The organism is Paenibacillus sp. FSL K6-1318, from assembly GCF_037976905.1.
Classification (GTDB): Bacteria; Bacillota; Bacilli; order Paenibacillales; family Paenibacillaceae; genus Paenibacillus; species Paenibacillus amylolyticus_A.
This window is the reverse complement of sequence record NZ_CP150270.1, coordinates 1,366,468-1,380,659: the sequence shown is the minus strand read 5'-3', so window position 1 is coordinate 1,380,659 and position 14,192 is coordinate 1,366,468. Positions and strand designations below refer to the sequence as shown.

At 48.4% G+C, this 14,192-nt stretch carries 15 protein-coding genes; 7 read left to right on the top strand and 8 right to left on the bottom strand.

Going from position 1 to position 14,192, the window contains the following annotated elements; translation table 11 throughout:
• The first annotated feature begins 9 nt into the window (after positions 1 to 9).
• From NYE45_RS05940 to queF, 5 genes are all read left to right on the top strand, one after another.
• Positions 10 to 714 carry an AIM24 family protein gene (locus NYE45_RS05940; RefSeq protein WP_036668803.1) on the top strand — a complete coding sequence of 235 codons (705 nt, stop codon included), beginning with the start codon at positions 10 to 12 and terminating at the stop codon, positions 712 to 714.
• A 356-nt stretch (positions 715 to 1,070) separates the two neighbouring features.
• Complete coding sequence (gene queC / locus NYE45_RS05935; RefSeq protein WP_062835912.1) at positions 1,071 to 1,751, top strand: 7-cyano-7-deazaguanine synthase QueC; 681 nt, start codon at positions 1,071 to 1,073, stop codon at positions 1,749 to 1,751.
• Complete coding sequence (queD, locus tag NYE45_RS05930) at positions 1,748 to 2,239, top strand: 6-carboxytetrahydropterin synthase QueD (protein ID WP_036611465.1); 492 nt, start codon at positions 1,748 to 1,750, stop codon at positions 2,237 to 2,239. Before queC ends, queD begins: the two co-directional genes overlap by 4 nt.
• On the top strand, positions 2,232 to 3,005 hold the full coding sequence (queE, locus tag NYE45_RS05925; protein WP_340016013.1) for a 7-carboxy-7-deazaguanine synthase QueE: 774 nt from the start codon (positions 2,232 to 2,234) through the stop codon (positions 3,003 to 3,005). The genes queD and queE overlap by 8 nt, the downstream gene beginning before the upstream one ends.
• 148 nt (positions 3,006 to 3,153) lie before the next feature.
• The gene (gene queF / locus NYE45_RS05920) at positions 3,154 to 3,645 is read left to right on the top strand and encodes a preQ(1) synthase (protein WP_340016012.1); all 492 of its coding nucleotides are present in this window, start codon (positions 3,154 to 3,156) and stop codon (positions 3,643 to 3,645) included.
• Between the two features lie 153 nt (positions 3,646 to 3,798).
• Here queF and NYE45_RS05915 read toward each other — a convergent pair whose 3' ends face one another.
• Complete coding sequence (locus tag NYE45_RS05915) at positions 3,799 to 4,011, bottom strand: hypothetical protein (protein WP_340016011.1); 213 nt, start codon at positions 4,009 to 4,011, stop codon at positions 3,799 to 3,801.
• A gap of 253 nt (positions 4,012 to 4,264) precedes the next feature.
• Here NYE45_RS05915 and NYE45_RS05910 point away from each other — a divergent pair, with 253 nt between their 5' ends.
• Positions 4,265 to 5,539, top strand: a complete 1,275-nt coding sequence (locus tag NYE45_RS05910; RefSeq protein WP_340016010.1) for an MFS transporter — start codon at positions 4,265 to 4,267, stop codon at positions 5,537 to 5,539.
• A gap of 123 nt (positions 5,540 to 5,662) precedes the next feature.
• Here the strand turns inward: NYE45_RS05910 and NYE45_RS05905 are convergent, their stop codons facing one another.
• From NYE45_RS05905 to NYE45_RS05895, 3 genes are all read right to left on the bottom strand, one after another.
• Positions 5,663 to 6,151: a prolyl-tRNA synthetase associated domain-containing protein gene (locus NYE45_RS05905; protein ID WP_340016009.1), complete on the bottom strand. Its 489-nt coding sequence runs from the start codon at positions 6,149 to 6,151 to the stop codon at positions 5,663 to 5,665.
• 40 nt (positions 6,152 to 6,191) lie between these two features.
• Positions 6,192 to 7,037 (bottom strand): EcsC family protein, encoded by an 846-nt coding sequence (locus NYE45_RS05900; protein ID WP_340016008.1) that lies wholly within the window; start codon positions 7,035 to 7,037, stop codon positions 6,192 to 6,194.
• Between the two features lie 195 nt (positions 7,038 to 7,232).
• A complete protein-coding gene (locus NYE45_RS05895; RefSeq protein WP_340016007.1) occupies positions 7,233 to 8,213 on the bottom strand; it encodes a family 43 glycosylhydrolase in 981 nt (326 codons plus the stop codon).
• A gap of 56 nt (positions 8,214 to 8,269) precedes the next feature.
• On the opposite strand from NYE45_RS05895, the gene NYE45_RS05890 reads away from it, so the two are divergent.
• A complete protein-coding gene (locus tag NYE45_RS05890) occupies positions 8,270 to 8,440 on the top strand; it encodes a hypothetical protein (RefSeq protein WP_340016006.1) in 171 nt (56 codons plus the stop codon).
• A gap of 929 nt (positions 8,441 to 9,369) precedes the next feature.
• Here the strand turns inward: NYE45_RS05890 and NYE45_RS05885 are convergent.
• From NYE45_RS05885 to NYE45_RS05870, 4 genes are all read right to left on the bottom strand, one after another.
• Positions 9,370 to 10,791, bottom strand: coding sequence for an arabinan endo-1,5-alpha-L-arabinosidase (locus tag NYE45_RS05885; RefSeq protein ID WP_340017318.1), 1,422 nt, complete (start codon positions 10,789 to 10,791; stop codon positions 9,370 to 9,372).
• A gap of 56 nt (positions 10,792 to 10,847) precedes the next feature.
• Positions 10,848 to 11,690: a carbohydrate ABC transporter permease gene (locus NYE45_RS05880; protein WP_036611483.1), complete on the bottom strand. Its 843-nt coding sequence runs from the start codon at positions 11,688 to 11,690 to the stop codon at positions 10,848 to 10,850.
• Positions 11,691 to 11,716: 26 nt separating this feature from the next.
• The gene (locus NYE45_RS05875; RefSeq protein ID WP_062835910.1) at positions 11,717 to 12,607 is read right to left on the bottom strand and encodes a sugar ABC transporter permease; all 891 of its coding nucleotides are present in this window, start codon (positions 12,605 to 12,607) and stop codon (positions 11,717 to 11,719) included.
• Between the two features lie 153 nt (positions 12,608 to 12,760).
• On the bottom strand, positions 12,761 to 14,107 hold the full coding sequence (locus tag NYE45_RS05870) for a sugar ABC transporter substrate-binding protein (RefSeq protein WP_340016005.1): 1,347 nt from the start codon (positions 14,105 to 14,107) through the stop codon (positions 12,761 to 12,763).
• Positions 14,108 to 14,192 lie beyond the last annotated feature (85 nt).

Here is a 14,192-nt window from a genome sequence, read left to right as displayed (position 1 = left end):
AGCAACTGCATGAACATACACCTGAACAATGCTGAAGCAGGCGGAGCTGGACAAGTCGTCACATTCTCGTTAATTAAAGATGACCGCCTTCATATTTTGCATCCGCAGCAAATTGTGGCCTTCCGCGGTCCAAGTGGTAGCCGTAATGATAAATTCATGAATATCACGGGCATATATCGCAAAAAAAAGCTGATTAAATCCGAAATTACTGGACCTTGCCAATTTGTGGCTGCCCTGCCTCCCGGATTCACGATGAAGGAAGTAGAACTCACAGAGGACAGTGATCTGCTCTATGACTTCCGCCACCTGTTCTTCTATTCGGATGGTGTAACCATGCATACCAAAATTCAGAAAATTAAAAACATGCTGATCACCCGGGATGCAGTAAAAATGAAATTTTCCGGTAAAGGCAAGATCGGATTGCTCACCCAAGGTCAGGTTTGCCAGCAGGAACTGCATCCGACTGCCCCGCTCTATGTGGATGCTGGCAGTATTATTGCCTATCCCGAAAATGCACATCTGGAACTCACGGTATATGGTAACAATCTTGCCAGTCAGCACATGAACTATCATTGGAAGATGACGGGACATGGATCGGTACTCTTCCAGGCTGGGCGTGAAAATCACCGCTTGGAACAGGATCTCAACGATGAGGGGCTGTTCAAACGAATTCTGAAAGAAGTTATTCCTTTCGGTAATGTACTGATCAAATAAGCTGTTACAACCGATTAACTGCCACTATGCTCCAGTGGGGTGGTCACCACGCGGTTTCATGTTATAATGGTTCAGACAATTGAAGAAGAAAATCCATGCCTACGGCATGGGAGAGGTTCGCGAACTCCCTCTATAAGACTTGGCCATGTGATGGTTAGTATAAGTCTTGCGTACACTTTGTTTAACGGAATGTACGTAAAAAACTAAGGACACTTACTCATGCCTGCTTTTTTTGAAGCAGTTATCGAGAAGGTGTGTTTTTTGATGGATGCCAGTTCATGAACTTCTCTGTTCTTCCGACACTCTATGCCTATGTGCATGGTTTGATCTCAAGAAGATGGAGAGGTTTTTTTATGTTGAACGAAGAAAAAGCAGTCGTTGTATTCAGCGGCGGTCAGGATAGCACCACGTGTCTGTTCTGGGCCAAGCAACAGTTTGCCGAAGTCGAGGTCGTTACGTTTGATTATGGTCAGCGTCACAAGTTGGAGATTGAATGCGCAGCGGAGATCGCACGCGATCTGGGCGTACAGCAAACGGTACTGGATATGAGCCTGTTAAACCAGCTTGCACCCAATGCGCTCACTCGCACAGATGTGGAGATTACCCATGAAGAAGGCGAACTGCCGAGTACATTTGTGGATGGACGGAATCTGCTGTTCCTCAGTTTTGCGGCCATTATGGCAAAACAAAAAGGAGCACGCCACCTGGTTACAGGTGTATGTGAGACGGATTTCAGCGGATATCCGGATTGCCGGGATTCATTTGTGAAATCGATGAATGTGACCCTTAACCTGTCGATGGACTATCCATTTGTCATTCATACGCCGCTCATGTGGCTGGACAAAGCCCAAACGTGGAAGATGGCGGATGATCTCGGTGCTTTTGATTATGTACGCGAGCGTACTCTGACCTGCTATAACGGCGTGATCGGCGATGGGTGTGGAGAATGCCCTGCCTGCAAACTGCGTAAAGCCGGACTGGATCGCTATGTGCAGCAGCGGACTGCTGCTGAATCTGCGGGAGTGGATGTACGATGAGAGAGCCGGGAACGTTCCGTATTGTAGAGCATCTGCAACGCATCGGAGAAGATATTCTACCCACCCAGCTGCGCTATCACCGCAAGCGTGTCTTGGTCAGCAAAGAGTTTACTTTTGACGCGGCACATCACCTGCATTGTTATGAAGGCAAGTGCAAGAACTTGCACGGTCATACGTATAAAGTTATTTTTGGCATCAGCGGTTATCCGGGTGAAACCGGGCTGACGGTTGATTTTGGACATATCAAGGATATATGGAAGACACAGATTGAGGGATATCTGGATCATCAGTACCTCAACGAGACGCTTCCTTTAATGAATACAACGGCTGAAAATATGGTCGTATGGCTGTTCGAACAGATGGAACATGCCCTCCAGACGGAGCCCTATGCCGGGCTGACCGATGGTGGGCGGACGGAGTTTGTCCGACTCTTTGAGACACCAACCAGTTACGCGGAAGCGAGACGGGAGTGGATGATTGATGAGTAGTGTGACACAGCAGGTGAATGAGACGGGAACTCGCAAAGAGGCTCGTATTCCCGTGATGGAGATTTTTGGACCGACAGTTCAAGGCGAAGGCATGGTGATCGGGCAAAAAACGATGTTTGTTCGCACCGCGGGCTGCGATTATCGCTGCTCCTGGTGCGACTCGGCCTTTACCTGGGACGGCAGTGGCAAGGACCAGATTCGCATGATTACGCCGGAGGATGTATGGGAAGAATTGCGCCGCGTTGGCGGCACGCGTTTCTCCCATGTCACCATCTCTGGCGGTAATCCCGCCCTGCTCGCTTCGCTGGGCGGGCTGGTTGCATTGCTGCGGGAGAACGGTATCCGCACCGCGGTGGAGACGCAGGGCTCCCGCTGGCAGCCTTGGCTGGCGGACATTGACGAAGTCACTGTCTCGCCTAAGCCACCGAGCTCCGGCATGGACACCGATTGGGCCGTGCTGGATGATCTGATCGAACGGTTGGCCGCTGGCCCGGTAGAACGAAGTCATAGTCTGAAGATCGTGATCTTCGATGAGACAGACCTGGACTATGCCCGCCGTGTGCATGCACGGTATCCGGGCACAGATTTATTTTTACAAACCGGGAACCCAGATGTGACTTCCGCCGATACGCCAGATCTGGCGTCCTCGCTGCTTGCTCGTTATGAGTGGCTGATCGACCAAGTCAGTGCCTCCGATGACCTGAATGATGTACGTGTGCTTCCACAGCTTCATACGTTGGTATGGGGCAACAAACGCGGCGTTTAATGGGCATTATGGGTGGAATGGGCTGCATGATGTAAGGATGAAGACGAAATGTCCTTAGAAAACAAAAGAATTCAATAGGCAAAACACGCCTATTCATATATACCGCGAGGCTTCGGCTTTGACGGAAACAAGGAGCGTTTATGAACCGATGAGACAACCTGATGAAATGCAAGATGTGACGTTGCTGGGCAACCAGAACGTTAAATATACGTTTGAATATGATCCGGAAATCTTGGAGAACTTCGATAACAAACATCCGTACCGCGATTATTTTGTAAAATTCAACTGCCCGGAGTTCACTAGCCTGTGCCCGATTACGGGTCAGCCGGACTTTGCGACGATCTATATCAGCTACATTCCGGATATCAAAATGGTTGAGAGCAAATCACTCAAGTTGTACCTGTTCAGCTTCCGCAACCATGGTGATTTCCACGAGGATTGTGTGAATATCATCATGAACGACCTGATCAAGCTGATGGACCCGCGCTACATCGAAGTATGGGGCAAATTCACACCGCGCGGCGGCATCTCCATTGACCCGTACACGAACTATGGTAAGCCGGGAACGAAGTACGAGCAGATGGCCGACCATCGTATGATGAATCATGATATGTATCCGGAGACGATTGATAATCGTTAAACTGGTGGATAAATCAGCTCTGCTATAAATAAAATCAAATTATAGGACACAGAAAAGCCGAACTCTTCAAAATCTGAAGAAGTCCGGCTTTTTCTTTGTTTAGTATAAACCTTTAGAAACTCAGTCTCTCAATACAATGGGATCGCATTGAATTCAAGTAGACTGATTTTCCTTTAGTTCTTTGACTTTTTTAATGTAATGTCGCAACATCAGCACACCAATCGATTGAAAAATGATAAATATGACGATAGCAGCAGATGGAGATTTCGGTGCAACATAGATAGCCTGAAACGTTATTACAGCCATATACAAAATAGTCATCACTAACTCACGTTTGGCGGATTCATAAGGTGATAAGGATTTCACATCCATCCCTCCTCTATCCTTCTTACATATAAATATGGATCTTCTTACAGTAGATGCTAAAGTAATATGTTTGTTTTTTAAATGTAATGCTATAAATAACCACCTCAGAAATAGAGTTGCATTCAACAACGTTTTCCCTTGTTCCCCTTGTCGGTCCAATCAATCTATCCTATTATGTAACAATATGCTTACACGCATATATTACAACATCAGGCGCTGATCCCTCGTGACCGCGACCAAAGGAGAATTGTACATGTCTACTCAATCCACATTAACCAAGGACGCCGCAGCGCGTTCGAAAGCCCCACCCGGATCGGATGCCCAAAGCACTGTTTACCGGATACTTATTGCCATCAGTCTGGTTCATCTGTTTAACGATTCGATCCAGTCAGTTATTCCAGCCATTTTTCCGATTCTAAAAGATTCTATGCACCTCACGTATACTCAGATCGGATGGATCTCATTTGCTATTAACTTTACCGCATCCATTATGCAGCCTGTCGTAGGCTGGTTTGCTGATAAAAAACCGACACCATCTATCCTGCCCATTGGCATGGGTTTTACATTTACCGGCATGTTGCTGTTGGCCTTCGCTGACAGTTATATGGCTGTCCTGATTTCCGTTATCTTTGTCGGTCTAGGTTCCGCCGCTTTCCATCCAGAAGGTTCACGGGTATCGCATATGGCTGCTGGTCAGCGCCGTGGGCTGGCACAATCCATCTTTCAGGTCGGAGGTAACGCCGGACAATCCCTTGCCCCATTGCTTACACGCTGGATCTTTATCCCGTTTGGACTGTTCGGTGCCATTGGATTTACAGGCATTGCTGCCATGGGGATTGCAGTTCAGATCTACATAGCCCGTTGGTATGGACGCATGCTGCAATCGGGAGGATACCTGCGTAGACAGGCTGCTGCCCGTCGTGCACCCAATCCTGCTTTACGTAAAAAGATTACTGCCGCCATTACACTATTGATCTTGCTCGTCTTTGTTCGTTCCTGGTATATCGCTTCCATCGGCAGCTTCTATGCGTTTAATCTGAAAGATACCTTTGGATTGTCCACAGAGGACGCGCAGATCTATATCTTCTTGTTCCTAGCTGCCGGAGCACTGGGTACGTTCTTCGGAGGCCCCTTGGCGGATCGATTCGGCAAACGTAATCTGATCTTCCTGTCCATGGCCGGAGCTGCTCCTCTGGCGCTGATGTTGCCTTATGCGAATCTGTTCTGGACAGGCGTACTGCTAACCATTATTGGTTTTATCATGTTATCCAGCTTCTCGGTTACGGTTGTATACGCCCAAATGCTGATTCCAGGCAAAATCGGAACGGTCTCGGGCCTGATCACAGGTCTGGCATTTGGTATGGGAGGTCTGGGCGCACTTGTTCTGGGTAACTGGATTGATGTCTTCGGTGTATCACCGGTGATGCAGATGTGCAGCTTCCTGCCCCTGCTCGGGATCTTCACGTTCCTGCTTCCATCCGATAAATTACTGAATATCTGGGCGAAAGAAAACGGTAGTGAAGAGTAACCTACATTTGTAGTAAATAAACAGTCTAACCACAACAAAAGGGTTCCCTCCAACTCTGTATTTACAGAGCGGCAGGAACCCTTTTGTTATATTTGTTTTTCTCGAATTTAGCTTAAAGCCGCTTTATTCCACGTCACACAGGACAACGTTGCTGCCATGAGCTGTAATCAATTCCTTCACATCTTCAAATTCAAGGAATACCGTCGCCGTATTTTCCATGGGATGAATTCCGATTTTCTGACCGACTAGATCCTTGTCAAAGACGACGGTTACGTTCTTCTGAATATTATTGAGAACCCCCATAGGGTTAACATGCCCTTTTTCCAATCCGAGGAACTCCAACAAATCCTTTTCACTCGCAAAACTGAGTTTACGGCTAGGTATCTTTTCGCTTAAACTTCTCAAATCAACAGACTTCGTTCCAGCAATCGTTACCAGATAATAGTTGCGCTTCTTGTCATCACGTAGAAATAGGTTTTTAACGATATGTTCTGTATGTGGAATTTGATAAGAGAATATTTCCTCCATCGTATATACTGCGGGATGTTCTATACTCTCGTAAACGATATTGTTCCGATCCAAAAGATCATAGAAACCTTGTTTGTTTAACATGTAAAATTCATCTCTTTCAATTAAGTATTCAGCTATAACCTTATTTCAAACGCTGAAGGATCAGCCGTTTTTTGTACAGCATTTTGCCTGCTTCGGCTACATCACGGATCGTATTTTTGTTGCTCACTGAACCAAACACCATGCCGGCAATCGGCACGAGTTGGAACAGCTTCTTCCAACCAAAGGATTCACTGTAGGAGTTAAAAACTTCCCGCCACCCCTGCATCTGCGATACCACTTCAATAGGCTTGTCCGGATCATCGTAAGCTGCCAGTTCTTCAATGATCGCTTTCTTGCCTACGATATCGGCGGAAGAGAACTGCAGACATTTAACGATAAAGATACGCTCCAGCGGTTCATCGGGATCATAGCCGTAACATAGTGCCATCTCCTGCAGTACCTTCAAGGAAAGCCCCATCACCATGGGAATATCTGCTGCAATGGTTACAATGCCACCAAACCCTGTAGCTGCTCCTTGAGCCGCGGCAAACTTCGTTCGACTCTCGGTAATGTTATCGGCTACCTGGTCCAGCACCTGAAGTGGCAGATTTTCTACACTATGAATCTTCGCTGTCCCCTCAGCTTCAGCATCCTGTTCCAGACGATCGGTCGTATCCGTCATGGAATAACCGGATTTCTCGGCTTCCTCTTGCAACAGCTTGGCTACTTTTTTCTTCTGTACGAGGAACTTGCCCCCGTTCTGCACATACTGACCGACGTCATTCAGGGAATCTCCGATCTTCTGTTTCAGCGCTTTAGGCATCACTTTATCCAACATCGCAAACGGCAGACGCCCGATTTTATCCCATATAAACAAGTCCTTCTGTTGTTTTTCCCATTTCAAAATCTGTTCAAGTTCGCGGTCCAATGTTTCGCGTGAATCCATATGTGATCCTCCTAATAGGTTGTGTATCGTAATCCGTATCTTTCTCATACGCAAAAATCATCGTTGTGGTTGCTTTGTTTTATATCCAAGACATCAATATGTAGACCACTATTCCTTATCGTTCACATACAGAAGAGCCCTTAATCAGCATCACTCGCTAACTAAGGGCTCTTGGATATAAGGTTTCACTACATCTTATTTTGCTTCTGCTGCTGCTTTTCCATCTGGAACTGGAACACCGAAATCAGGTGTGCCATCTTCACGCCAATGAATCACTTGAGCACGGGCGTGACGGTTCGGATCATACAAGGGATCACCCTCGATGTCTTTGTAATTGCGCGCATGATAGATCATAATATCGGTCTTGCCATCCGGTGATACCGTAAAGCTGTTATGGCCCGGACCGTATTGGCCGTTCGCTTCACAAGTCTGGAATACCGGCTCGGGTGATTTTACCCAGCTTGCCGGATCAAGCAAGTCGGCATTTTCATCTGCAGTGAGTAGGCCCATACAATAATTGTAATCGGTCGCGCTGGCTGAGTAGCCGATAAACAATCTTCCATTTCGGTGCATCACGGCTGCACCTTCATTCACCTTAAAGCCGATGATCTCCCAATCGTACTCTGGCGTAGAGATCATGACCTGTTCACCACGTAGCGTCCACGGGTTTTCCATTTCGGAAATGTATAGATTCGAGTTGCCCACAATATCGGGATCTTTCTGCGCCCACACCAGATAGCGGATTCCCTTATGTTCAAAGGTCGTTGCATCCAGCGCGAATGATTCCCACCGGGTGTAAATCTGCCCTTTCTCTACCCACTCTCCTTCAAGTGGATTCGCAGAATCGTTCTCCAGAACATACATCCGATGATCGAATAGGCCTTCGTTGGTCTCACTGGTGTGAGCCGCAGCGTAATGTATGTACCATTTGCCGTCGATAAAATGAATTTCCGGTGCCCAGATGTTGGCACTCATTGGCCCTGTGTCACGCTTCGTCCAAGCCGTTACTGGCTCAGCATCTCTCAACTCTTCCAACGTCTCTGCTCGCCGGATCTCAACCCGGTCAAAGGCTGGTACGGAAGCGGAAAAGTAATAGTAACCGTCCGTATGACGGTACACCCACGGATCAGCACGTTGCTCCAGGATGGGATTAGTAAAAGTAATGGAATCAGTCATGGGAATGCTCCCCTTTCAAATGTGTGTGGTGGCTCGGAGTTGAGGTTGTGTGTGCGATGCAGAAAAGAGAAGAGCTATTTGAGTGCACAGCGGACGTTCGGGGGTGGCAGGGCCTTGGTGCTCTCTTGTCCTCCGATTTCTTTTTCCACCGCTCCTGGCGGTTGAAATCGGATGCCAAACTCGCTCCTGCGGCTCCTTCCTCCCCCTCACTGCTTGTGCACCCTTAGAGCGGTAGCTCGCTCTTTCCACGCTCGCTGGTTACAACCTCACTCCGAGCCTTTTTGTTGGCTCGGCCTTATGGGGTTGACCGCTTCGCACGGTCAACTCTCCCCATGTAATGCTGTGCTGGTCGCCGAGCTATAGGCCAGCTTTGTCGTCATGCACAGCGGGCGTTCGGGGGTGGTAGGGCCTTGGTGCTCTCTTGTCCTCCGATTTCTTTTTCCACCCGCTCTTGGCGGTTGAAATCGAATGCCAAACTCGCTCCTGCGGCTCCTTCCTCCCCCTCACTGCTTGTGCACCATCGGAGCTGCAGCTCGCTCTTACCGCGCTCGCTGGTTACAACCTCACTTCGAGCCTTTTTTGTTGGCTCGGTTTTATGGGGTCGACCGCTTCGCTTGGTCGACTCTCCCCATGTAATGCTGTGCTGGCCGCCGAGCTATAGGCCAGCTTTGTCGTCATGCACAGCGGGCGTTCGGGGGTGGCAGGGTCTTGGTGCTCTCTTGTCCTCCGATTTCTTTTTCCACCGCTCCTGGCGGTTGAAATCGAATGCCAAACTCGCTCCTGCGGCTCCTTCCTCCCCCTCACTGCTTGCGCACCCTTAGAGCGGTAGCTCGCTCTTTCCGCGCTCGCTGGGTTACAACCTCACTCCGAGCCTTTTTGTTGGCTCGGCCTTATGGGGTTGACCGCTTCGCACGGTCAACTCTCCCCATGTAATGCTGTGCTGGCCGCCGAGCTATAGGCCAGCTTTGTGGTCATGCACAGGGGACGTTCGGGGGTGTTAGGGCTTGGGGCTCTCTTGTCCTCCGATTTCTTTTTCCACCGCTCCTGGCGGTTGAAATCGAATGCCAAACTCGCTCCTGCGGCTCCTTCCTCCCCCTCACTGCTTGTGCACCATCGGAGCGGCAGCTCGCTCTTTCCATGCTCGCTGGGCGTCCCCTTACTCCTCAGCTGCGCTGATCTGCTTGCCCCAGACCGCCACGCCGTGGTCATTGAGGCCTGTCACTACGAGTGCCGGCTGGCTTCGCTCCCAGTCCCAGGACGGCAGCAGTTGCAGCTCTTCCGTGGAAGCTCCGCCCCATGGGCTTTCTTTCCACTTTAGTGTCAGTGTTTGTTTACCATCAAACGTCCAGGTTCCTGAACCGTTTTCGCTTTGGATTTTACCGTTGTCCGTTAGGGTATAAGGCACGGCCTGAATTTGCCCGTCCACGGACGGATCAAGCCCCATGCCTTCCCACTCTCCGGCTATCATGGACTTTGGAATGTCCTGTGCTGTCTCACCGGCGTAACGCTCCGGTGAAACGACAGGCCAGCCGTCCTTGGTCCATAACATTTTGCGTACATGCAGATATGGCCAGTTTTTATCCGTCTCACCCCGTGCATGATGCACGATGTAATAATCTTCTCCGTCCTTCAACACAGAGTTATGTCCGGGCGCAACCCAGCCCTCGCCTTCTGTGAAGCGATAACCGCCGAGAATTTTGGTGCCAATCTCATATTGCGGCAGATGCTCCGTATCCAACATGTTCATGCCGTTCATGTCCGTGTACGGTCCTGTGATTGAATCAGCACGCGCAACCCGCACGTTATAATCTTCGAACAAAGAATCATAGGAGACGAACAGATAATATTTTTTAAACTCCGGGTTATACACAATGTAAGGACCTTCGACTGCACCTTCTTCGGTAGCACGATCCCGAGCGGCAATGCGTGTACCATAACCCTCGTCCTTAAATTTCCCCGTCTCCGGATCGAGTGGCGCAATATAGATTCCGTCAAAGAATGAACCATATACCATCCACGAATTGCCCTCGGCATCTACGATGGGATTGGCATCAATGGCATTTAATTTGTCCTGTTCATTCGCAGAAGTTTTCACAACCAGTCCTTCATCTGTCCATGGACCTTCGGGAGATGAGGATGTCTGAAGACCAATAGCCGACTGGGTACTGCCAAAAGAAGAAGCCGAATAATACATCCGATAGGTATCGCCAGCCTGGATCACATCCGGTGCCCACAGATTGACTGCACCTGTCCAATCCAGCGCTTCTTGCGGAATACCGGGCAGAGCCTGACCTACCCATGTCCAGTTAATCAGATCATCTGATTTTCGTACCATGACACCGGGTTTCGCTTCTCCTGCTACACGCACGTCTGTGGAATAGACGTAGTATCCCTGATCGGTTTTGATAATGGCTGGATCATGCGCATTGTTTACCGTCCAACGGGATTCATCATCCAGTATGGATGTGTCATACAGCTGAGTATCTTGAGGAGCTTCAGGAAAGACGGGACGGGACACCGTTTCTCCTGCTCCTTCTCCAGAACAACCCGTAGCTCCAACAATCAGCATCAGCAACATGGAAGCAACAACCCCTCTCTTCGAAAATGTCCACCCTCGGAATCTCTTCCGCTGATTCATCCCTTCACTCCCGAAATGGCAACCGATTCAATAATCTGCTTCTGGAAGATCAGGAAGATGATTAATACCGGCAACAGGGCTACAATAGACGCCGCCATAATAAGTGGGTAATCGGTTTGAATCGCATACGTCGCGTTGAAGTTCGCGATAACCAGCTGTAACGTCTGCTTCTCCGGTGAATTCAGATAGATAATCGGTGCCAGATAATCGTTCCAGATGCCCATGAACCAGAGAATCAACTGTGCAGCAATCGCCGGTTTGATGAGTGGGAACGTAATGCTGGAGTACAGACGGAAATAGGAACTTCCATCAATCTTGGCCGCCTCAATAATCGCATCAGGTACACTAAGCAGGTATTGACGAAGGAAGAAGATCATGATTACGTTACCGAACAGACCTGGAACGATCAGTGGCAACAGCGTATCCACCCAGCCCAGCTTCGCGAACATGATGAATTGTGGGATCATGACTGTCGGATAAGGAATCATCATGGATGCCAGCAATGCGAGAAACAGTTTATTTTTGTGCGGGAATCTTAATTTGGCAAAGGCAAAGGCAGCGATACTGGACGTAAATGTACCCACCACCGTTACACTCACCGCAACAATGAGACTGTTTTTGATCCCGCTGAGCAGCGGACCAGCTTCCCAGATTTCTTTATACTTACCAAATTGGAATACTTCAGGTATCCACACAGGCGGAAGCGCGAACACATCTTGCTTCTCCTTCAATGAAGTGGACAGCATCCAGATCAGTGGTGCAATCATCGCAATCGCACCGATCGCGAGTACGATAAAGATGATAGAGTTCGTTAATTTCCTCTTTTGACTGTAAGACATCTCCGGTTCACTCCTTTCCTTGACAATCAATCCCCATCATAGGCTGATTTTTCGTTCATTTTGAATTGCACCAGGGTAATGACAAAAATGAAAATACCAAGAATCATGGCCATCGCTGAGGCATAACCCATCTGCAAGTTACTGAAGGCTTTCTGCCAAATGTAGAAGACGATTGATGCCGAAGAATATTCAGGACCACCCGTAGGCGTCATAATGTTCATCTCGGTGAAGATCTGGGAACCGCCAATGATATTTGTAACAATGAGGAAAAAGGTAACTGGCTTCACCATAGGCCAGGTGATGTTGCGGAAGATCTGGAATCCATTGGCTCCATCCAGCTCAGCCGCTTCGTAGTATGTACGTGATACACTTTGCAGTGCCGCCAAGTACAATAACATCGTGTATCCGAGACCTTTCCATATCGTCATAATAATTAGAGCGGGTTTGACCGTGTCTTTATTCGCAAGCCAGTTTGGACCCTTGATACCAAACAGGTCAAGGAACTGATTGACCAGACCGTAATCCCCGTTGTATGCCCAGTTCCACATGATGGACACCGCAGCGAGGGAAGAAATAACCGGAATGTAATAGATCACACGGAATGTCGTTGTGCCGGGAATTTTACGATTCAGACCCATTGCCAGCAACAGCGCGAGCAACAGACCAATCGGGATACCGAGCATCAGGAAGAATGTATTAAACATCGCTTTGTAAAAGAGGTCATCCGTGAGCAGATCCTTGAAGTTGGCCAAACCGATAAAATTCATCTGTCCCAGTCCATCCCAATCGGTAAAGGAACCATAGAGGGAATAGAGGAACGGGAACATGACAAAGATTAGCAACCCAAGAATCGGAGGCAAAATAAACAGATATCCGTACAGCATCTCTTTGCGATACAAACTCGATTTCGTAATCACGGCGTTCACCCCTGTTTCTAGTATCAGCATGTGGCATCCTTCGATTGAACTTGTCGATCAACGAATGCCACATGCCCGTATGGAATCCAATAAGCTCCAATAAGAACGATGCCAGCAGCATGATTGCTGGCCGCCGGCATCGCCTTTTCCTATCTACTTATTCTGAGATTTCTTTTCCTGTTCAACCGCTTTGTCGAGCAGCTTCTGCATTTTCGGCTGCTGCTGCTTCACATAATCTGCGGCTGTAATCTTGCCATCCAATACCGGCTGGATGTCAGTGAAGAACAGGTCATACCATTCCGCATTGTACGTGTAGTTACCTGGCAGAGCCCGGCCATAATCCTCTACGATGTCAATGAATTCTTGCTTGTTGGCTGGTTTTGTGGATGTATCTTTGGCCCACTCGTCTGCCATATCAAGCAAGTTCGGGATTTGTACCTTGGCATCCACCAGTTGCTGCATGCCTTCCTTCGAAGCCGTAAGGTAGTTCACCAATGCTGCCGCTTCTTCCGGATATTTCGTTTTCGCCGATACCCCAATTCCCAGAGAACCGATCCACGTTGCCGATTTGCCAGTCGATCCCGCAGGGAAAGGCAACAAATCATAATCAAAAGGTAATTTCTCAAATGTACTCATATCCCATGGACCTACAGGGAAGAAAGCCATTTCACCTTTCATCCAGCGTTGGTACGTATCCAATGTTTGCGCTTCCTCAATAGAAGGTGTGATTTTGTATACGTTTTGCATATCCGCGAAGAACTGCAATGCTTCAGCGAATTTCGGATCGTCAATCGTTACCTTTGTTTTGGTTTCATCCAGCCAGTCGCCACCGTTGCTCCATACAAAGGATTGCAGGGCCCACTGTACGTTGAATCCAGTACCGTATACATCCGGTTTACCATCTCCATTGGTATCCTTGGTCGCTTGCTGGTTCACCTTAATGAACTCTTCCCATGTATATGGTTTATCCGTGTCAGGGAATGGAATGCCCTCTTTTTCAAACAAAGTCTTGTTGTAACCCAGTGCAAATGGCCCCAGATCCTTCGGCATACCGTAGATATCACCTTGGCCTGCCATTTCGCCGTCATAACGATACAGATCCACGCCGTATTTCCAGATATTATCGAGATCGACATCCGGGTTATTTTCAATATACGATGTGAGGTTCATCAGCACATTGCTGTTCACATACGCTTTCACATCGCCCGGATTGATGTAGAATACGTCAGGCAAGCTGTTGCCTGTAATTGCTGCTCTCAGCTTGGTTGCATATTGATCCGCAGCCGTTACGATGATTTTGACTTTCACACCCGGATGATCTTCTTCGAATTTCTTGACCACCGCCTGGTAAGCTTTCTGCTCATCTGTACCGCCGCGGAACATAAACGTTAACTCCTTGTCCCCACTCGCGCCGCTGCTTCCTCCTCCGCAGCCCGCAAGTACCAGTGCACTTACCAGCATAAGAAGCATAAATGTGACCCAACTCTTTTTCTTTACCATCTGAACCCCTCCTGATCTGGATTTGTAACCGTATTCAATTGGATGAAATAGGATTTCTGTTGTTAAATTTATCAAATCCAGATCA